Annotated in this window: 29 protein-coding genes; all 29 read left to right on the top strand. The window is 54.6% G+C overall.

Features of this window, described 5'->3' with window-relative positions; genetic code table 11:
- Positions 1-64 precede the first annotated feature (64 nt).
- The 29 genes from rplC to bfr all read left to right on the top strand — a co-directional run bounded on the left by rplC (position 65) and on the right by bfr (position 15,679).
- Positions 65-700, top strand: a complete 636-nt coding sequence (gene rplC, locus AC1Q6D_RS22730) for a 50S ribosomal protein L3 (protein ID WP_003186059.1) — start codon at positions 65-67, stop codon at positions 698-700.
- 12 nt (positions 701-712) lie between these two features.
- A complete protein-coding gene (rplD, locus tag AC1Q6D_RS22735) occupies positions 713-1,315 on the top strand; it encodes a 50S ribosomal protein L4 (protein WP_007924200.1) in 603 nt (200 codons plus the stop codon).
- Positions 1,312-1,611 carry a 50S ribosomal protein L23 gene (rplW, locus tag AC1Q6D_RS22740; protein ID WP_002555488.1) on the top strand — a complete coding sequence of 100 codons (300 nt, stop codon included), beginning with the start codon at positions 1,312-1,314 and terminating at the stop codon, positions 1,609-1,611. Before rplD ends, rplW begins: the two co-directional genes overlap by 4 nt.
- A gap of 14 nt (positions 1,612-1,625) precedes the next feature.
- Positions 1,626-2,450 carry a 50S ribosomal protein L2 gene (gene rplB / locus AC1Q6D_RS22745; RefSeq protein ID WP_003186055.1) on the top strand — a complete coding sequence of 275 codons (825 nt, stop codon included), beginning with the start codon at positions 1,626-1,628 and terminating at the stop codon, positions 2,448-2,450.
- 16 nt (positions 2,451-2,466) lie between these two features.
- Entirely contained in the window at positions 2,467-2,742 is a 276-nt protein-coding gene (rpsS, locus tag AC1Q6D_RS22750) for a 30S ribosomal protein S19 (protein WP_002555486.1), read from the top strand.
- 11 nt (positions 2,743-2,753) lie between these two features.
- Complete coding sequence (rplV, locus tag AC1Q6D_RS22755; protein WP_003103908.1) at positions 2,754-3,086, top strand: 50S ribosomal protein L22; 333 nt, start codon at positions 2,754-2,756, stop codon at positions 3,084-3,086.
- Positions 3,087-3,099: 13 nt separating this feature from the next.
- Positions 3,100-3,786: a 30S ribosomal protein S3 gene (gene rpsC, locus AC1Q6D_RS22760; protein WP_003176422.1), complete on the top strand. Its 687-nt coding sequence runs from the start codon at positions 3,100-3,102 to the stop codon at positions 3,784-3,786.
- 12 nt (positions 3,787-3,798) lie between these two features.
- Complete coding sequence (gene rplP / locus AC1Q6D_RS22765) at positions 3,799-4,212, top strand: 50S ribosomal protein L16 (RefSeq protein ID WP_025215754.1); 414 nt, start codon at positions 3,799-3,801, stop codon at positions 4,210-4,212.
- The gene (gene rpmC / locus AC1Q6D_RS22770; protein WP_002555481.1) at positions 4,212-4,403 is read left to right on the top strand and encodes a 50S ribosomal protein L29; all 192 of its coding nucleotides are present in this window, start codon (positions 4,212-4,214) and stop codon (positions 4,401-4,403) included. Before rplP ends, rpmC begins: the two co-directional genes overlap by 1 nt.
- A gap of 2 nt (positions 4,404-4,405) precedes the next feature.
- Positions 4,406-4,672 carry a 30S ribosomal protein S17 gene (gene rpsQ, locus AC1Q6D_RS22775; protein WP_003176419.1) on the top strand — a complete coding sequence of 89 codons (267 nt, stop codon included), beginning with the start codon at positions 4,406-4,408 and terminating at the stop codon, positions 4,670-4,672.
- Positions 4,673-4,695: 23 nt separating this feature from the next.
- Complete coding sequence (gene rplN / locus AC1Q6D_RS22780; protein WP_002555479.1) at positions 4,696-5,064, top strand: 50S ribosomal protein L14; 369 nt, start codon at positions 4,696-4,698, stop codon at positions 5,062-5,064.
- 11 nt (positions 5,065-5,075) lie between these two features.
- The gene (gene rplX, locus AC1Q6D_RS22785; RefSeq protein ID WP_003186046.1) at positions 5,076-5,390 is read left to right on the top strand and encodes a 50S ribosomal protein L24; all 315 of its coding nucleotides are present in this window, start codon (positions 5,076-5,078) and stop codon (positions 5,388-5,390) included.
- Positions 5,391-5,410: 20 nt separating this feature from the next.
- Entirely contained in the window at positions 5,411-5,950 is a 540-nt protein-coding gene (rplE, locus tag AC1Q6D_RS22790; protein ID WP_003210069.1) for a 50S ribosomal protein L5, read from the top strand.
- A gap of 13 nt (positions 5,951-5,963) precedes the next feature.
- Positions 5,964-6,269: a 30S ribosomal protein S14 gene (rpsN, locus tag AC1Q6D_RS22795; RefSeq protein ID WP_003176414.1), complete on the top strand. Its 306-nt coding sequence runs from the start codon at positions 5,964-5,966 to the stop codon at positions 6,267-6,269.
- A gap of 209 nt (positions 6,270-6,478) precedes the next feature.
- Entirely contained in the window at positions 6,479-6,871 is a 393-nt protein-coding gene (gene rpsH / locus AC1Q6D_RS22800; protein ID WP_008065722.1) for a 30S ribosomal protein S8, read from the top strand.
- Between the two features lie 12 nt (positions 6,872-6,883).
- On the top strand, positions 6,884-7,417 hold the full coding sequence (rplF, locus tag AC1Q6D_RS22805; protein WP_003176412.1) for a 50S ribosomal protein L6: 534 nt from the start codon (positions 6,884-6,886) through the stop codon (positions 7,415-7,417).
- A gap of 10 nt (positions 7,418-7,427) precedes the next feature.
- Positions 7,428-7,778 carry a 50S ribosomal protein L18 gene (gene rplR / locus AC1Q6D_RS22810; RefSeq protein WP_003186037.1) on the top strand — a complete coding sequence of 117 codons (351 nt, stop codon included), beginning with the start codon at positions 7,428-7,430 and terminating at the stop codon, positions 7,776-7,778.
- 3 nt (positions 7,779-7,781) lie between these two features.
- Complete coding sequence (gene rpsE / locus AC1Q6D_RS22815; protein ID WP_003186035.1) at positions 7,782-8,282, top strand: 30S ribosomal protein S5; 501 nt, start codon at positions 7,782-7,784, stop codon at positions 8,280-8,282.
- Positions 8,283-8,284: 2 nt separating this feature from the next.
- Positions 8,285-8,461 carry a 50S ribosomal protein L30 gene (rpmD, locus tag AC1Q6D_RS22820; protein ID WP_003176408.1) on the top strand — a complete coding sequence of 59 codons (177 nt, stop codon included), beginning with the start codon at positions 8,285-8,287 and terminating at the stop codon, positions 8,459-8,461.
- Positions 8,462-8,464: 3 nt separating this feature from the next.
- Positions 8,465-8,902 (top strand): 50S ribosomal protein L15, encoded by a 438-nt coding sequence (rplO, locus tag AC1Q6D_RS22825; RefSeq protein ID WP_003228720.1) that lies wholly within the window; start codon positions 8,465-8,467, stop codon positions 8,900-8,902.
- Entirely contained in the window at positions 8,903-10,231 is a 1,329-nt protein-coding gene (gene secY / locus AC1Q6D_RS22830) for a preprotein translocase subunit SecY (protein ID WP_003228718.1), read from the top strand.
- 27 nt (positions 10,232-10,258) lie between these two features.
- A complete protein-coding gene (gene rpmJ, locus AC1Q6D_RS22835) occupies positions 10,259-10,375 on the top strand; it encodes a 50S ribosomal protein L36 (protein ID WP_002555468.1) in 117 nt (38 codons plus the stop codon).
- Between the two features lie 130 nt (positions 10,376-10,505).
- Positions 10,506-10,862 (top strand): 30S ribosomal protein S13, encoded by a 357-nt coding sequence (gene rpsM, locus AC1Q6D_RS22840; protein WP_008374135.1) that lies wholly within the window; start codon positions 10,506-10,508, stop codon positions 10,860-10,862.
- A 30-nt stretch (positions 10,863-10,892) separates the two neighbouring features.
- On the top strand, positions 10,893-11,282 hold the full coding sequence (gene rpsK / locus AC1Q6D_RS22845; protein WP_002555466.1) for a 30S ribosomal protein S11: 390 nt from the start codon (positions 10,893-10,895) through the stop codon (positions 11,280-11,282).
- Between the two features lie 18 nt (positions 11,283-11,300).
- On the top strand, positions 11,301-11,921 hold the full coding sequence (rpsD, locus tag AC1Q6D_RS22850; RefSeq protein ID WP_003176404.1) for a 30S ribosomal protein S4: 621 nt from the start codon (positions 11,301-11,303) through the stop codon (positions 11,919-11,921).
- A gap of 22 nt (positions 11,922-11,943) precedes the next feature.
- Positions 11,944-12,945 carry a DNA-directed RNA polymerase subunit alpha gene (locus AC1Q6D_RS22855; RefSeq protein ID WP_007924176.1) on the top strand — a complete coding sequence of 334 codons (1,002 nt, stop codon included), beginning with the start codon at positions 11,944-11,946 and terminating at the stop codon, positions 12,943-12,945.
- Positions 12,946-12,987: 42 nt separating this feature from the next.
- Entirely contained in the window at positions 12,988-13,374 is a 387-nt protein-coding gene (rplQ, locus tag AC1Q6D_RS22860; protein WP_007924175.1) for a 50S ribosomal protein L17, read from the top strand.
- Positions 13,375-13,610: 236 nt separating this feature from the next.
- Complete coding sequence (locus AC1Q6D_RS22865; RefSeq protein WP_103403384.1) at positions 13,611-15,065, top strand: catalase; 1,455 nt, start codon at positions 13,611-13,613, stop codon at positions 15,063-15,065.
- Between the two features lie 149 nt (positions 15,066-15,214).
- On the top strand, positions 15,215-15,679 hold the full coding sequence (gene bfr, locus AC1Q6D_RS22870; RefSeq protein ID WP_025109504.1) for a bacterioferritin: 465 nt from the start codon (positions 15,215-15,217) through the stop codon (positions 15,677-15,679).
- Positions 15,680-15,697 lie beyond the last annotated feature (18 nt).

Below are 15,697 nucleotides of genomic sequence, written 5' to 3' on the forward strand. Positions count from 1 at the left end.
TGTAACGCTCTGAAATGGGCGGCCATAGCGGGTGAAAGCCCCGTACACTCATGAGGTTTACAACATGACTATTGGTGTAGTCGGTCGTAAATGCGGTATGACCCGTATTTTCACCGAAGAAGGTGTCTCCATTCCGGTCACGGTCATTGAGATCGAACCGAATCGCGTCACCCAGTTCAAAACTGAAGAGACCGATGGCTATCGTGCAGTGCAAGTCACTGTCGGCGAGCGTCGTGCTTCGCGTGTAACAGCAGCTCAGGCTGGCCACTTCGCTAAAGCGAACGTTGCCGCTGGTCGTACCGTAATGGAATTCCGTCTTGAAGAAGGCGAGTACCAGGCCGGCGATCTGATCAACGCTGAAATCTTCGCCGCTGGTCAGCTGGTTGATGTAACCGGTCAGTCCAAGGGTAAAGGCTTCCAGGGTACGATCAAGCGTTGGAACTTCCGCGGGCAAGATAACACCCACGGTAACTCCGTATCCCACCGCGTTCCAGGCTCTATCGGCCAGTGCCAGACTCCTGGTCGTGTATTCAAGGGCAAAAAAATGTCCGGTCATATGGGCGCTGAGCGCGTGACCGTGCAGTCCCTCGAAGTAGTGCGCGTGGACGCTGAACGCAATCTGTTGTTGGTCAAGGGCGCTGTTCCTGGCGCTACTGGCGGCAACTTGGTTGTACGTCCAGCAGCCAAGGCTCGCGGTTAAGGGGAAGCTGACATGCAATTAAATGTAAATGACGCTCAAGCGATCGAAGTTTCCGAACTGACATTTGGCGGCGAATTCAACGAGACGCTGGTTCACCAAGCAGTCGTGGCCTACATGGCTGGCGGCCGTCAAGGTAGCAAGCAGCAAAAGACCCGTTCCGACGTTTCTGGTGGCGGTAAGCGCCCATGGCGTCAGAAAGGTACTGGCCGTGCTCGTGCCGGTACTATCCGTAGCCCAATCTGGCGTGGCGGCGGTACCACTTTCGCAGCTCGTCCTCAGGATCACTCCCAGAAGCTGAACAAGAAGATGTATCGCGCAGCAATGCGTTCCATCCTTGCTGAGCTGGTGCGTACTGATCGTCTGGTCGTGGTTCAGGATTTCGCTGTTGAAACGCCGAAAACCAAAGACCTGCTGGGCAAGCTGAACAACATGAGCCTGACCGATGTTTTGATCGTGTCGGACGCTGTTGATCAGAACCTGTACCTGGCTGCTCGTAACCTGCCGCACGTAGATGTACGTGACGTGCAAGGTTCCGATCCAGTTAGTCTGATCGCATACGACAAGGTGTTGATCACCGTGTCGGCCGTGAAGAAATTCGAGGAGCTGCTGGGATGAACCAGGAACGCGTATTTAAAGTTCTGCTTGGCCCGCACGTTTCCGAGAAGGCTACGGTTCTGGCAGACAAGAAAGGCCAGTTCGTTTTCAAGGTTGCTACTGATGCAACCAAGCTGGAAATCAAGAAGGCCGTCGAAAGCCTGTTCAGCGTGAAAGTAGAGCGTGTTACTACCCTGAATGTTCTGGGTAAGAGCAAGCGCACTGCTCGCGGTCTGGGCAAGCGTAATGACTGGAAGAAGGCAGTTATCTCCCTTCAGCCAGGCCAAGATCTCGATTTCAGCAGCAGTGCTGAGTAAGGAAGGGGTGCATCATGGCAATCGTTAAATGCAAACCGACTTCCCCTGGCCGCCGTTTTGTGGTCAAGGTGGTCAACCAGGAGCTGCATAAAGGCGCTCCTCACGCACCGCTGCTCGAGAAGAAGTCGAAGTCTGGTGGTCGTAACAACAATGGCCGTATTACCACTCGTCACATCGGTGGTGGTCATAAGCAGCATTATCGTCTGGTCGACTTCCGTCGTAACGACAAAGATGGCATCGCTGCCACTGTCGAGCGTATCGAATACGATCCAAACCGTACTGCTCACATCGCTCTGCTGCTGTACGCAGATGGCGAGCGTCGCTACATCATCGCCCCTAAAGGCGTGAGCGCTGGCGACCAGCTGATCGCAGGTGCTTTGGCGCCGATCAAGCCGGGCAACGCTCTGCAACTGCGTAACATTCCAGTTGGTAGCACCGTACACGGCATCGAATTGAAGCCAGGTAAAGGCGCACAGATCGCTCGTTCCGCTGGTGCTTCGGCTCAGCTGATCGCTCGTGAAGGTGTCTACGTGACCCTGCGTCTGCGTTCTGGTGAGATGCGTAAAGTGCTGGCTGAGTGCCGCGCGACCCTGGGCGAAGTCTCGAACTCCGAGCACAGCCTGCGTTCGCTGGGTAAAGCTGGTGCCAAACGCTGGCGTGGCGTTCGCCCAACCGTTCGTGGTGTTGCCATGAACCCGGTTGACCACCCACATGGTGGTGGTGAAGGTCGTACCTCTGGTGGTCGTCATCCGGTATCGCCATGGGGCTTCCCGACTAAGGGCGCGAAGACTCGTGGTAATAAGCGTACCGACAAAATGATCGTCCGTCGTCGCAAGTAAATAGAGGGATACGACAGTGCCACGTTCTCTGAAAAAAGGTCCTTTTATCGATCTTCACCTACTGAAGAAGATCGAAGTGGCGGCGGAAAAGAACGATCGCAAACCAGTTAAAACCTGGTCGCGTCGCTCGATGATCCTGCCACAAATGGTCGGTCTGACCATCGCAGTACACAACGGTCGTCAACACGTCCCAGTTCTCGTTAACGAAGACATGGTCGGCCACAAACTGGGCGAGTTCGCCGGTACCCGCACTTATCGTGGGCACGTGGCAGACAAGAAAGCCAAGCGTTAAGGGGTTAGGAAATGGAAGTAGCCGCTAAGTTGTCGGGCGCTCGAATCTCCGCCCAGAAAGCCCGCTTGGTCGCCGACCAGATCCGCGGGAAGAAGGTGGGCGAAGCGCTCAACCTGTTGGCTTTCAGCAGTAAGAAAGCCGCCGAGATCATGAAGAAAGTGCTGGAGTCGGCCGTAGCCAACGCCGAGCATAACGAAGGCGCAGACGTTGATGACCTGAAAGTCAGCACCGTTTTCGTTAACGAAGGGCGTTCGCTGAAGCGCATCATGCCGCGTGCCAAAGGCCGTGCTGATCGCATCGTCAAGCGGTCTTGCCATATCACTGTCAAGGTTGCTGACAAGTAACGGAGTCGAAGAGATGGGTCAGAAAGTACATCCCATTGGCATTCGCCTGGGAATCGTCAAGGAGCACACCTCCGTCTGGTACGCAGACGGTCGGACTTATGCGGACTACTTGTTCGCTGATCTGAAGGTGCGTGAGTATCTCCAAGACAAACTAAAAAGCGCGTCCGTAAGCCGTATCGATATCCATCGTCCGGCCCAAACTGCACGTATCACCATCCACACCGCTCGTCCAGGTATCGTTATCGGGAAGAAAGGTGAAGATGTTGAGAAACTGCGTCAGGACCTGACCAAGCAAATGGGTGTGCCTGTGCACATCAATATCGAAGAGATCCGCAAGCCGGAGCTCGACGGTATGCTGGTTGCGCAGAGCGTAGCTCAGCAGCTGGAGCGTCGCGTTATGTTCCGTCGCGCTATGAAGCGCGCTGTACAGAACGCAATGCGCATTGGTGCCAAAGGCATCAAAATCCAAGTGAGCGGTCGTCTCGGCGGTGCTGAAATCGCACGTACTGAATGGTATCGCGAAGGTCGTGTGCCACTGCACACCCTGCGTGCCGACATCGACTATGCCAACTACGAAGCTCACACCACCTACGGTGTGATCGGTGTAAAGGTTTGGATCTTCAAAGGCGAAGTAATTGGTGGTCGCCAAGAAGAACTGAAACCACAAGCACCAGCGCCTCGTAAAAAAGCTGCTAAGTAAGGGGTACGCCAAATGTTGCAACCAAAGCGTACGAAGTTCCGCAAGCAAATGACTGGTCACAACCGTGGCCTGGCATTGCGCGGTAGCAAAGTCAGCTTCGGCGAGTTCGCGCTGAAGTCTGTTGCTCGTGGTCGTCTCACCGCTCGTCAGATCGAGTCAGCGCGTCGTGCTCTGACCCGTCACGTAAAGCGTGGTGGCAAGATCTGGATCCGTGTATTCCCGGACAAGCCGATCTCCAAAAAACCTCTCGAGGTTCGGATGGGTAAAGGTAAGGGTAACGTGGAATACTGGGTAGCCCAGATTCAGCCAGGCAAAGTCCTGTATGAAATCGAGGGTGTAACTGAAGAGCTGGCGCGTGAGGCTTTTGCCCTGGCTGCTGCAAAGCTGCCGCTCGCCACCGCCTTTGTTAAACGGACGGTGATGTGATGAAAGCGAATGAACTTCGTGAAAAATCCGCACAGCAGCTGAACGAGCAACTGCTCGGCTTGCTGCGCGACCAGTTCAATCTGCGTATGCAGAAAGCAACTGGCCAGTTGGGGCAGTCTCATCTGCTCTCGCAAGTTAAGCGTGACATCGCTCGCGTGAAGACTGTGCTCAACCAGCAGGCAGGTAAGTAATCATGGCTGAAGCCGAAAAAACTGTCCGTACGCTGACTGGCCGTGTTGTCAGCGACAAGATGGACAAAACCATCACCGTTCTGATCGAGCGTCGCGTAAAGCACCCGATCTACGGTAAATACGTTAAGCGTTCGACTAAGCTGCACGCGCACGACGAAACCAATCAGTGCCACATCGGCGACAAAGTCACTATTCGTGAAACTCGTCCTTTGGCCAAGACCAAGTCTTGGGCGCTGGTTGATGTTCTCGAACGCGCTGTGGAAGTCTAAGGACTAGGGGTCGGAGAAATTATATGATTCAGACTCAATCCATGCTCGATGTGGCCGATAACAGCGGCGCTCGCCGCGTTATGTGCATCAAGGTGCTGGGTGGCTCCCATCGTCGTTACGCTGGTATCGGTGACATCATCAAAGTTACCGTGAAGGAAGCAATTCCTCGCGGTAAGGTGAAAAAAGGCCAAGTGATGACTGCTGTTGTAGTCCGCACTCGTCACGGCGTACGTCGTGCTGATGGCTCCATTATCCGCTTTGATGGCAACGCTGCTGTTCTTCTGAACAACAAGCAAGAGCCGATCGGCACCCGTATCTTTGGGCCAGTGACCCGTGAACTTCGTACTGAGAAGTTCATGAAGATCGTCTCGCTCGCCCCAGAAGTGCTGTAAGGAGATCCGACATGCAAAAGATTCGTCGTGACGACGAGATCATCGTGATCGCCGGCAAAGACAAAGGTAAGCGCGGTAAGGTGCTGAAGGTTCTTGCTGACAACCGTCTGGTTGTTGGTGGTCTGAACCTGGTCAAGCGTCATACCAAGCCAAACCCGATGTCGGGCGTACAGGGCGGTATCGTCGAGAAAGAAGCGCCACTGCACGCTTCCAACGTCGCCATCTTCAACGGCGAAACCAACAAGGCTGACCGCGTTGGTTTCAAAGTAGAAGACGGTAAGAAAATTCGTGTCTTCAAGTCGACCCAAAAAGCGGTTGATGCTTGAACACTGCTAGGTAGAAGACCATGGCACGACTAAAAGAGATTTACCGGAAGGAAATCGCTCCGAAACTTAAGGAAGAACTTAAGCTTTCGAACGTGATGGAAGTTCCGCGCGTTACCAAAATCACCCTGAACATGGGTCTGGGCGAAGCGATCGGCGACAAAAAAGTCATCGAGCACGCTGTTGCTGACCTGGAAAAGATCACCGGCCAGAAAGTCGTTGTGACCTACGCTCGCAAATCCATCGCTGGCTTTAAAGTCCGTGAAGGTTGGCCGATCGGCGTCAAAGTGACCCTGCGCCGTGAGCGTATGTACGAGTTCCTGGATCGTCTGCTGTCGATCTCCCTGCCTCGGGTTCGCGACTTCCGCGGCCTGAATGCCAAGTCCTTCGATGGTCGTGGCAACTACAGCATGGGCGTGAAAGAGCAGATCATCTTCCCGGAAATCGACTACGATAAGATCGATGCTCTCCGCGGTCTGGACATCACCCTGACCACCACTGCCAAGAACGATGATGAAGGCCGCGCTCTGCTGCGTGCGTTCAAATTCCCGTTCCGCAACTGATTGGAGTAGGACCATGGCCAAGATGAGCATGAAAAACCGCGAGCTGAAGCGTCAGCTCACGGTTGCCAAGTACGCCAAGAAGCGTGCAGCACTGAAAGCTATCATCGTTGATCTGAACGCAAGTCCAGAAGCGCGTTGGGAAGCTACAGTAGCCCTGCAGAAGCAGCCACGTGACGCAAGCGCTTCGCGCATGCGTAACCGCTGCCGCCTGACCGGTCGTCCACACGGCGTTTACCGCAAGTTCGGCCTCGGCCGTAACAAACTGCGTGAAGCGGCAATGCGTGGTGACGTACCAGGTCTGGTTAAAGCTAGCTGGTAAGTACTGTCAAAGTCTCGGTGGTCGGAATCGCAAGATCCTGACCACCGGTGGCCTTGAATCTGAATCAAGCCCCTTTTGGGGCTTGATTCATTTCTGGGGTGTGTCTAGAATACCCGGCTCGCCTGAGCCCGTGTTTTCTATGCTCGGAGATTCTCGGCGACACGTAATAGCCGCAAGGCTAATTTTTTTGTATTAGGAGCGTCTAGCCCATGAGTATGCAGGACCCGTTAGCGGACATGCTAACTCGTATCCGTAATGCCCAGATGGCTGAAAAGTCCGTCGTAAGCATGCCATCTTCCACGTTGAAGGTAGCTGTTGCCAAAGTCCTGAAGGACGAAGGTTACATTGCGGGTTATCAGATCAGCAGCGAAACAAAGCCACTGCTGTCCATCGAGCTGAAATACTTCGAAGGCCGTCCGGTTATCGAAGAAGTGAAGCGCGTTAGCCGTCCAGGCCTGCGTCAGTACAAGTCCGTCGATGATCTGCCAAAAGTTCGTGGCGGTCTCGGTGTGTCTATCGTCTCCACCAACAAGGGTGTGATGACTGATCGTGCTGCGCGCGCTGCCGGTGTCGGCGGCGAAGTTCTTTGCACTGTGTTCTAAGGGGGGATAAGCATGTCTCGCGTCGCTAAGAACCCCGTTAAGCTGCCAGCCGGTGTCGAAGTAAAATTCGCAGGCCAACAGCTTTCGGTGAAGGGTGCCAAGGGCACTCTCGAACTGAACATCCATTCGTCCGTTGAGATTGTTGAAGAAGCTGGTGAGCTGCGTTTCGCTGCTCGCAATGGCGATCAACAAACTCGCGCAATGGCTGGTACCACTCGTGCGTTGGTAAACAACATGGTCCAAGGCGTAAGCCAAGGCTTCGAGCGCAAGCTCCAGCTGGTCGGTGTTGGTTACAAAGCGCAAGCAAAAGGCACAGTGCTGAACCTGGCTCTTGGCTTCTCGCATCCAGTGGATTACGAACTGCCGGAAGGCATCACCGCTGAGACTCCTAGCCAGACCGATATCCTGATCAAGGGCATCGACAAGCAGCTGGTAGGTCAAGTGGCCGCCGAGATCCGCGACTTCCGTCCACCAGAGCCGTACAAAGGCAAAGGTGTGCGCTACGCGGACGAAGTCGTCCGTCGTAAAGAAGCCAAGAAGAAGTAGGGCATAGCAAATGACCGACAAAAAAGTTACTCGACTGCGTCGCGCTCGCAAAGCACGCCTGAAAATGCACGAACTCGAAGTCGTGCGTCTCTGCGTGTTCCGCTCTTCGCAGCACATTTACGCCCAGGTCATTTCGGCCGACGGCAACAAAGTCCTGGCAAGCGCCTCGACTTTGGATAAAGAACTGCGTGATGGCGCCACTGGCAACATCGACGCGGCCACTAAGGTTGGCCAGCTGGTCGCTACGCGTGCTAAGGCCGCTGGCGTCTCGCAGGTGGCTTTCGACCGCTCTGGCTTCAAGTACCATGGCCGCGTTAAAGCGTTGGCTGATGCTGCTCGTGAAGCTGGGCTGGAGTTCTAAGTTATGTCAAATAACGACCAAAAGCGCGACGAAGGCTACATTGAGAAGCTGGTTCAAGTTAACCGCGTAGCCAAAACCGTTAAAGGCGGCCGTATCTTCACTTTCACCGCGTTGACCGTGGTTGGTGATGGTAAAGGGCGCGTTGGCTTCGGCCGTGGCAAGTCGCGTGAAGTGCCTGCTGCGATCCAGAAGGCAATGGAAGCTGCTCGCCGCAACATGATCCAGGTTGATCTGAACGGCACCACTCTGCAGTACGCAATGAAGTCCGCTCACGGCGCTTCGAAGGTGTACATGCAGCCTGCTTCTGAAGGTACCGGTATCATCGCTGGCGGCGCTATGCGTGCCGTTCTCGAAGTTGCTGGCGTTCAGAACGTTCTGGCCAAGTGCTACGGCTCGACTAACCCGGTAAACGTGGTTCACGCCACTTTCAAAGGTTTGAAGGCTATGCAGTCTCCTGAATCCATTGCCGCCAAGCGTGGCAAAAGCGTCAAGGAGATCTTCTGATCATGGCTACCGTTAAAGTTACGCTGATCAAAAGCATGACCGGCCGCATCCCTAACCACAAACTGTGCGTTAAGGGTCTGGGTCTGCGTCGCATCGGTCATACTGTAGAAGTCCAGGATACTCCCGAGAATCGCGGGATGATCAACAAGGCTTACTACATGCTGCGTGTCGAGGGTTAATCGATGAAACTCAATGATCTGAGTCCAGCGCCGGGTTCCCGTCGCGAAAAGCATCGTCCGGGCCGTGGTATCGGTAGTGGTTTGGGTAAGACTGGTGGCCGTGGCCACAAAGGTCAGACTTCCCGCTCCGGTGGCACCATTGCTCCAGGCTTTGAAGGCGGTCAACAGCCGCTGCATCGTCGCCTGCCGAAGTTCGGTTTCGTTTCCCTGAAAGCCATGGATCGCGCAGAAGTGCGTCTGTCCGAGCTGGCTAAAGTGGAAGGCGACATCGTCACCGTGCAGTCCCTGAAAGATGCCAACGTGATCAACGTCAACGTACAGCGTGTGAAAATCATGCTGTCCGGTGAAGTTACTCGCGCTGTCACTATCGGCAAGGGAATCGGCGCCACCAAAGGTGCGCGTGCGGCTATCGAAGCAGCTGGCGGCAAGTTCGAGGAATAAATGGCTAAGCAAGGTGCTCTCTCTGCGCTCGGCAAAGGCGGTATGTCTGAACTCTGGGCTCGTCTGCGTTTTCTGTTCTTGGCGATTATCGTCTACCGAATAGGCGCACACATCCCGGTTCCAGGTATCAACCCGGACCGACTCGCGGACCTGTTTCGACAGAATGAGGGGACCATTCTTAGCTTGTTCAACATGTTTTCCGGCGGCGCGCTGGAGCGGATGAGCATCTTTGCACTGGGGATCATGCCGTACATTTCGGCATCGATCATCATGCAGCTGATGACCGCCGTCAGCCCGCAGCTGGAGCAGTTGAAGAAGGAAGGTGAAGCTGGCCGTCGCAAGATCAGCCAGTACACCCGCTACGGCACTGTCGTCCTCGCTCTCGTTCAAGCCATTGGCATGTCCATTGGTCTGGCGGGGCAGGGCGTAGCGTTCACTGGTGACTTTGGCTTCCATTTCGTCGCAGTATCCACTTTTGTGGCTGGTGCGATGTTCATGATGTGGCTGGGTGAGCAGATTACTGAGCGTGGTGTTGGCAACGGTATCTCGATGTTGATTTTTTCGGGTATCGTCGCCGGTCTTCCGAGAGCGATCGGGCAGTCTTTCGAGTCTGCACGTCAGGGTGATATCAACATCTTCGCCCTGGTTGCCATCGGTTTGCTGGCAGTAGCGATTATCGGTTTCGTGGTGTTCATTGAGCGTGGCCAGCGTCGTATTGCTGTTCACTACGCCAAGCGTCAGCAGGGTCGCAAGGTCTTTGCTGCGCAGACCAGCCACTTGCCGCTGAAGGTGAACATGGCCGGTGTTATTCCGGCTATTTTCGCGAGCAGCATATTGCTGTTCCCGGCTTCGTTGGGTGCCTGGTTCGGTCAGTCTGAAGGTATGGGCTGGTTGCAGGACATCTCGCAGTCGATCGCTCCTGGTCAGCCGTTGAATATTCTGCTGTTTAGTGCAGGGATTATTTTCTTCTGCTTCTTCTATACGGCGTTGATGTTCAATCCGAAAGACGTAGCGGAAAACCTGAAGAAGTCCGGTGCCTTTATTCCGGGCATCCGTCCAGGTGAGCAGTCTGCGCGCTACATTGATGGCGTTCTGACTCGCTTGACCATGTTCGGTGCTCTTTACATGACGGCCGTCTGCCTGTTGCCCCAGTTCCTGGTGGTTGCAGCCAACGTTCCGTTCTACCTTGGCGGGACCTCGTTGCTGATCGTGGTCGTGGTTGTGATGGACTTCATGTCCCAAGTACAATCGCACCTCGTTTCGCACCAGTACGAATCCCTGATGAAGAAAGCCAACCTGAAGGGTTACGGCAGCGGCATGTTGCGCTGAGTACCCATAAGGTTCGAGGAGTTGGTGATGAAAGTTCGTGCATCGGTGAAAAAGCTGTGCCGTAACTGCAAGATTATTCGCCGCGAAGGTGTTGTTCGAGTAATTTGCAGCGCGGAACCGCGTCACAAACAGCGCCAAGGCTGAGTGTGATTGTGCTTCAAGCCCGGCAGCTAGTGCGCTGCCGGGTTGATTATTTGTTATTACAGCGATATTATCTCGCGCCCTATTTCTTGGCTTCCGGGGCGTAGGTAGCTGTCAATTGGAGTCCCACTGAATGGCCCGTATTGCAGGCGTTAACATTCCAGATAACAAGCATACTGTTATCTCGCTGACCTACATCTATGGTGTTGGTCGCACTACTGCACAGAAAATTTGTGCAGATACTGGGGTAAACCCAGCAGCAAAGATCAAGGATCTGAGCGACGAGCAAATTGAACAGCTGCGTGGCGAAGTGGCGAAGTTCACCACTGAAGGTGACCTGCGTCGCGAAATCAACATGAAAATCAAGCGCTTGATGGACCTCGGTTGCTATCGCGGTCTGCGTCATCGTCGTGGTCTTCCAGTACGCGGTCAGCGTACCAAGACCAACGCGCGTACCCGTAAAGGTCCGCGTAAGCCGATCCGCAAGTAATCGCCCCAGCGAATCGACAGGAAATTAATCATGGCAAAACCTGCTGCTCGTCCTCGTAAAAAAGTTAAAAAGACAGTGGTTGATGGCATCGCCCACATCCATGCATCTTTTAACAACACCATCGTGACCATTACCGACCGTCAAGGTAACGCTCTTTCCTGGGCTACCTCCGGTGGTTCGGGTTTCCGCGGTTCCCGCAAGTCCACCCCGTTTGCTGCTCAAGTAGCTGCTGAACGTGCTGGTCAAGCTGCGCTGGAATACGGCCTGAAAAACCTCGACGTAAACGTCAAAGGTCCAGGCCCAGGTCGTGAATCCGCAGTCCGCGCTTTGAACGGCTGTGGCTACAAGATCGCCAGCATCACCGACGTGACGCCAATCCCGCACAACGGGTGCCGTCCGCCGAAGAAGCGCCGCGTGTAATCCAGGAGATTGTAAAGAATGGCTCGTTACATTGGTCCAAAATGCAAACTCGCTCGTCGCGAAGGCACCGATCTCTTCCTGAAGAGCGGCGTGCGCGCGATCGAATCGAAGTGCAACATTGAAGCAGCACCTGGTATCCACGGTCAGCGCCGCGGTCGCCAGTCCGATTACGGCACCCAACTGCGTGAAAAGCAGAAGGTCCGTCGTATCTACGGCGTTCTCGAGCGTCAATTCAGCGGCTACTACAAAGAAGCTGCTGGCAAGAAAGGCGCAACTGGCGAAAACCTGTTGCAACTGCTCGAATGCCGTCTGGACAACGTTGTATACCGTATGGGCTTTGGTTCGACTCGTGCCGAATCCCGCCAACTGGTATCGCACAAGTCGATCAGCGTAAACGGTCAGACCGTTAACGTACCGTCCTACCAGGTTCGTGCTGGTGACGTGGTCGCTGTTCGCGAGAAAGCAAAAAATCAACTTCGCATTGTCCAAGCTCTCGATCTGTGTGCCCAACGTGGCCGCGTAGAATGGGTAGAAGTAGACACTGAGAAGAAGTCGGGCGTTTTCAAGAACGTTCCAGCTCGCAGTGATCTGTCCGCCGACATCAACGAAAGCCTGATTGTCGAGCTCTACTCCAAGTAAGGGCTAGAAAATAGGTGCATCCATGCAGATTTCGGTAAATGAGTTCCTGACACCCCGCCACATTGATGTGCAGGTTGTCAGTCCAACCCGCGCCAAGATCACTCTCGAGCCTCTCGAGCGTGGCTTTGGCCACACCCTGGGCAACGCGCTGCGCCGCATCCTGTTGTCCTCAATGCCCGGCTGTGCAGTAGTCGAGGCCGAGATTGACGGTGTGCTCCACGAGTACAGCGCCATCGAAGGTGTACAGGAAGACGTAATTGAAATCCTGTTGAACCTTAAAGGTCTGGCTATCAAGCTGCACGGCCGTGACGAAGTTACGCTGACCTTGTCGAAGAAGGGTTCGGGGGTGGTTACCGCTGCCGATATTCAGCTGGATCATGATGTCGAGATCGTTAACCCCGATCACGTAATCGCTAACCTGGCGTCTAACGGCGCCCTGAACATGAAGCTCGTCGTAGCTCGTGGTCGTGGTTATGAACCGGCAGACTCGCGTCAGAGCGATGAAGACGAAAGCCGCAGCATTGGTCGCTTGCAGCTTGACTCTTCGTTCAGCCCGGTTCGCCGTATCGCATACGTGGTGGAAAACGCCCGTGTCGAACAGCGTACTAACCTGGACAAGCTGGTTATTGATCTGGAAACCAACGGTACTCTGGATCCTGAAGAGGCTATCCGCCGCGCTGCAACCATCCTGCAACAGCAGTTGGCTGCGTTCGTCGACCTCAAAGGTGACAGCGAACCAGTGGTAATCGAGCAAGAAGACGAGATCGATCCGATCCTGCTTCGCCCGGTTGACGATCTGGAACTGACTGTACGTTCGGCTAACTGCCTTAAGGCGGAAAACATCTACTACATCGGTGACCTGATTCAGCGTACCGAAGTAGAGCTGTTGAAGACTCCGAACCTGGGCAAGAAATCCTTGACTGAAATCAAGGACGTTCTGGCCTCCCGCGGTCTGTCCCTCGGCATGCGCCTCGACAACTGGCCGCCTGCAAGTCTTAAGAAGGACGACAAGGCGACTGCCTGATCGTCGTAATCACCGAACGTAGTGTTTGGTAAGGAATGAACCATGCGTCATCGTAAAAGTGGTCGTCACCTCAGCCGCACCAGCTCGCACCGCAAGGCCATGTTCCAGAACATGGCGGTGTCGCTGTTCGAGCACGAGCTGATCAAAACTACTCTGCCAAAAGCCAAAGAACTGCGTCGCGTTGCTGAGCCGCTGATCACTCTGGCCAAGACAGACAGCCTGGCTAACCGCCGTCTGGCTTTCGACCGTACTCGTTCGAAAGCTATCGTTGGTAAGCTCTTCAACGACCTGGGCAAGCGTTACGCTACCCGTGAGGGTGGCTACCTGCGCATCCTCAAGTGCGGTTTCCGCGCTGGCGACAACGCGCCTATGGCGTACGTCGAGTTGGTTGATCGTGCTGTCGGCGGTGAAGCTGTATCCGCTGAGTAAGACGTCAGTCTGAAACAAGGAACCGGGCCCAGTGCCCGGTTTTTTGTGCCTGTAAGAAATGCGCTCTGCGTACAAGCTTCAATCCTTTCCGGTCGGCACTATAAGCGTGGGTTGATTATTAGTAATTTTCTATCGATGTCCGCAAGTTAATGAATTTGTGGCTGTCATGATGATGATCAATACTTCCCGCCAAGCCGATTCCCCGGCAGTTCAAGACTGACAAAGGAAGAGTTCGCATGAGCCAAAATAAAACACTGACCACCGCCAGTGGCGCTCCTGTCGCCGATAATCAGAATTCCCGTTCCGCCGGCCCTCGGGGTCCGCTGCTGCTCGACGATTTCCACCTGATCGAGAAACTCGCCCACTTCAACCGAGAAAACATCCCCGAACGACGTGTTCACGCCAAAGGTTCGGGTGCGTACGGTACGTTTACCGTGACTCGCGACATTACTCAGTTCACCAGCGCCAAGCTGTTTGAAGCAGTGGGCAAACAAACGCCGACCTTTTTGCGGTTTTCCACCGTTGGCGGTGAGCGCGGTTCGGCGGATACCGAGCGCGATCCACGCGGTTTCGCGTTGAAGTTCTACACCGAGGAAGGAAACTGGGACATTGTTGGCAACAACACACCAGTGTTCTTCATCCGCGATCCGCTCAAATTTCCGGACTTTATCCATACGCAAAAGCGGCTGCCGCAAAGCAATCTCAAAAGCGCGCAGGCGATGTGGGACTTCTGGTCCCACTCTCCTGAAGCGCTGCACCAGGTCACGATCCTGTTTTCCGATCGAGGCATTCCTGACGGCTATCGTCACATGCACGGCTTCGGCAGTCACACGTATAGCTTGATCAATGCCAATGGCGAGCGCCACTGGGTCAAGTGGCACTACAAGACCCGACAAGGGATCAAGAACCTGGCGCCGGCAGAAGCTGCGCGCCTCGCGGGTACTGATCCGGATTACGCTCAGCGTGATCTGTTCAGCGCCATCGAGCGTGGCGACTTCCCGAAATGGCGTGTGTGCATCCAGATCATGACCGAAGCACAAGCTGCCGCGCATTATGAGAATCCGTTCGACGTGACCAAGACCTGGTCGCAGAAAGAGTTTCCGCTGATTGAAGTCGGCGAGTTGGAGCTCAATCGCAACCCGCTCAACTATTTCGCAGAAGTCGAGCAAGCGGCATTCGGCCCAAGCAATATGGTGCCTGGGGTCGGGCTGTCGCCAGACCGGATGCTACAGGGGCGCGTTTTCGCTTATGCCGATGCTCACCGCTACCGTGTCGGCACCAATCACCAACAATTGCCGGTTAACGCTCCGCGTAGCCCGGTTAACAGCTATCAGCGCGATGGATCGATGGCGTTTGGCACCAATGGCGGTGCAGCACCCAACTACGAACCGAACAGTTATGTCGAATCGCCTAAACAAGCACCTCGTTACGCGGAGCCAGCGCTCGCGTTAAGCGGTTCGGCCGATCGCTACGATCACCGCAAAGATACCGATTACTACAGTCATGCCGGTGCGCTGTTTCGCTTGATGAGCGATCAGCAGAAAGCATTGTTGGTCGGTAACATCGCCGGTGCGATGGGAGGTGTATCCAGTGATGTGGTTGACCGCCAATTGCAGCATTTCTACAAGGCTGATCCGGCGTATGGAGAAGCAATCGCGAAGCTGCTCGACGTACAGCTTAACGAAGTCTAAATGAGAAGCAGAACCGCCCTTGATTGGGCGGTTTTTGCGTTAATTAAGCTGATTTTCTCAGAATATCTTCGCTTTTATTGCTTGAATCGAGTGACCTGCCAAGCAGCTTGGTTCAAACTACAGACTTTCAAGCAGGGAGATGTAGGGCGATGCAAGGCCACCCAGACGTTATCGATTACCTCAACACGTTGCTGACCGGCGAATTGGCCGCGCGTGATCAATATTTCGTCCATTCGCGGATGTATGAGGACTGGGGATTCACCAAGCTCTACGAACGAATCAATCACGAGATGGAAGAAGAAGCCGGTCACGCCGATGCGTTGATGCGGCGGATCCTGATGCTGGAAGGCACGCCACGCATGCGTCCGGACGATCTCGATGTGGGCACTACAGTGCCTGAGATGCTCGAGGCTGATCTGCGTCTTGAGTACAAGGTCCGCGCAGCACTGTGCAAAGGTATCGAGCTTTGCGAGCAGCACAAGGATTACGTCAGTCGCGAAATCTTGCGTATTCAGCTCAATGACACCGAAGAAGATCACACGTACTGGCTGGAAAAGCAGTTGGGTCTGATCAAGTTGATCGGTCTCGAGAACTACCTGCAATCGCACACCTGATTGCTGCGGATTTAAAAA

Source organism: Pseudomonas sp. MT92 (assembly GCF_058792515.1).

Bases quoted from the DNA above. Each gene is read 5' to 3' on its own strand.
- rplC (WP_003186059.1), top strand. From the start codon at position 65: ATGACTATTGGTGTAGTCGGTCGTAAATGCGGTATGACCCGTATTTTC.
- rplD (WP_007924200.1), top strand. From the start codon at position 713: ATGCAATTAAATGTAAATGACGCTCAAGCGATCGAAGTTTCCGAACTG.
- rplW (WP_002555488.1), top strand. From the start codon at position 1,312: ATGAACCAGGAACGCGTATTTAAAGTTCTGCTTGGCCCGCACGTTTCC.
- rplB (WP_003186055.1), top strand. From the start codon at position 1,626: ATGGCAATCGTTAAATGCAAACCGACTTCCCCTGGCCGCCGTTTTGTG.
- rplV (WP_003103908.1), top strand. From the start codon at position 2,754: ATGGAAGTAGCCGCTAAGTTGTCGGGCGCTCGAATCTCCGCCCAGAAA.
- rpsC (WP_003176422.1), top strand. From the start codon at position 3,100: ATGGGTCAGAAAGTACATCCCATTGGCATTCGCCTGGGAATCGTCAAG.
- rplP (WP_025215754.1), top strand. From the start codon at position 3,799: ATGTTGCAACCAAAGCGTACGAAGTTCCGCAAGCAAATGACTGGTCAC.
- rpmC (WP_002555481.1), top strand. From the start codon at position 4,212: ATGAAAGCGAATGAACTTCGTGAAAAATCCGCACAGCAGCTGAACGAG.
- rpsQ (WP_003176419.1), top strand. From the start codon at position 4,406: ATGGCTGAAGCCGAAAAAACTGTCCGTACGCTGACTGGCCGTGTTGTC.
- rplN (WP_002555479.1), top strand. From the start codon at position 4,696: ATGATTCAGACTCAATCCATGCTCGATGTGGCCGATAACAGCGGCGCT.
- rplX (WP_003186046.1), top strand. From the start codon at position 5,076: ATGCAAAAGATTCGTCGTGACGACGAGATCATCGTGATCGCCGGCAAA.
- rplE (WP_003210069.1), top strand. From the start codon at position 5,411: ATGGCACGACTAAAAGAGATTTACCGGAAGGAAATCGCTCCGAAACTT.
- rpsN (WP_003176414.1), top strand. From the start codon at position 5,964: ATGGCCAAGATGAGCATGAAAAACCGCGAGCTGAAGCGTCAGCTCACG.
- rpsH (WP_008065722.1), top strand. From the start codon at position 6,479: ATGAGTATGCAGGACCCGTTAGCGGACATGCTAACTCGTATCCGTAAT.
- rplF (WP_003176412.1), top strand. From the start codon at position 6,884: ATGTCTCGCGTCGCTAAGAACCCCGTTAAGCTGCCAGCCGGTGTCGAA.
- rplR (WP_003186037.1), top strand. From the start codon at position 7,428: ATGACCGACAAAAAAGTTACTCGACTGCGTCGCGCTCGCAAAGCACGC.
- rpsE (WP_003186035.1), top strand. From the start codon at position 7,782: ATGTCAAATAACGACCAAAAGCGCGACGAAGGCTACATTGAGAAGCTG.
- rpmD (WP_003176408.1), top strand. From the start codon at position 8,285: ATGGCTACCGTTAAAGTTACGCTGATCAAAAGCATGACCGGCCGCATC.
- rplO (WP_003228720.1), top strand. From the start codon at position 8,465: ATGAAACTCAATGATCTGAGTCCAGCGCCGGGTTCCCGTCGCGAAAAG.
- secY (WP_003228718.1), top strand. From the start codon at position 8,903: ATGGCTAAGCAAGGTGCTCTCTCTGCGCTCGGCAAAGGCGGTATGTCT.
- rpmJ (WP_002555468.1), top strand. From the start codon at position 10,259: ATGAAAGTTCGTGCATCGGTGAAAAAGCTGTGCCGTAACTGCAAGATT.
- rpsM (WP_008374135.1), top strand. From the start codon at position 10,506: ATGGCCCGTATTGCAGGCGTTAACATTCCAGATAACAAGCATACTGTT.
- rpsK (WP_002555466.1), top strand. From the start codon at position 10,893: ATGGCAAAACCTGCTGCTCGTCCTCGTAAAAAAGTTAAAAAGACAGTG.
- rpsD (WP_003176404.1), top strand. From the start codon at position 11,301: ATGGCTCGTTACATTGGTCCAAAATGCAAACTCGCTCGTCGCGAAGGC.
- AC1Q6D_RS22855 (WP_007924176.1), top strand. From the start codon at position 11,944: ATGCAGATTTCGGTAAATGAGTTCCTGACACCCCGCCACATTGATGTG.
- rplQ (WP_007924175.1), top strand. From the start codon at position 12,988: ATGCGTCATCGTAAAAGTGGTCGTCACCTCAGCCGCACCAGCTCGCAC.
- AC1Q6D_RS22865 (WP_103403384.1), top strand. From the start codon at position 13,611: ATGAGCCAAAATAAAACACTGACCACCGCCAGTGGCGCTCCTGTCGCC.
- bfr (WP_025109504.1), top strand. From the start codon at position 15,215: ATGCAAGGCCACCCAGACGTTATCGATTACCTCAACACGTTGCTGACC.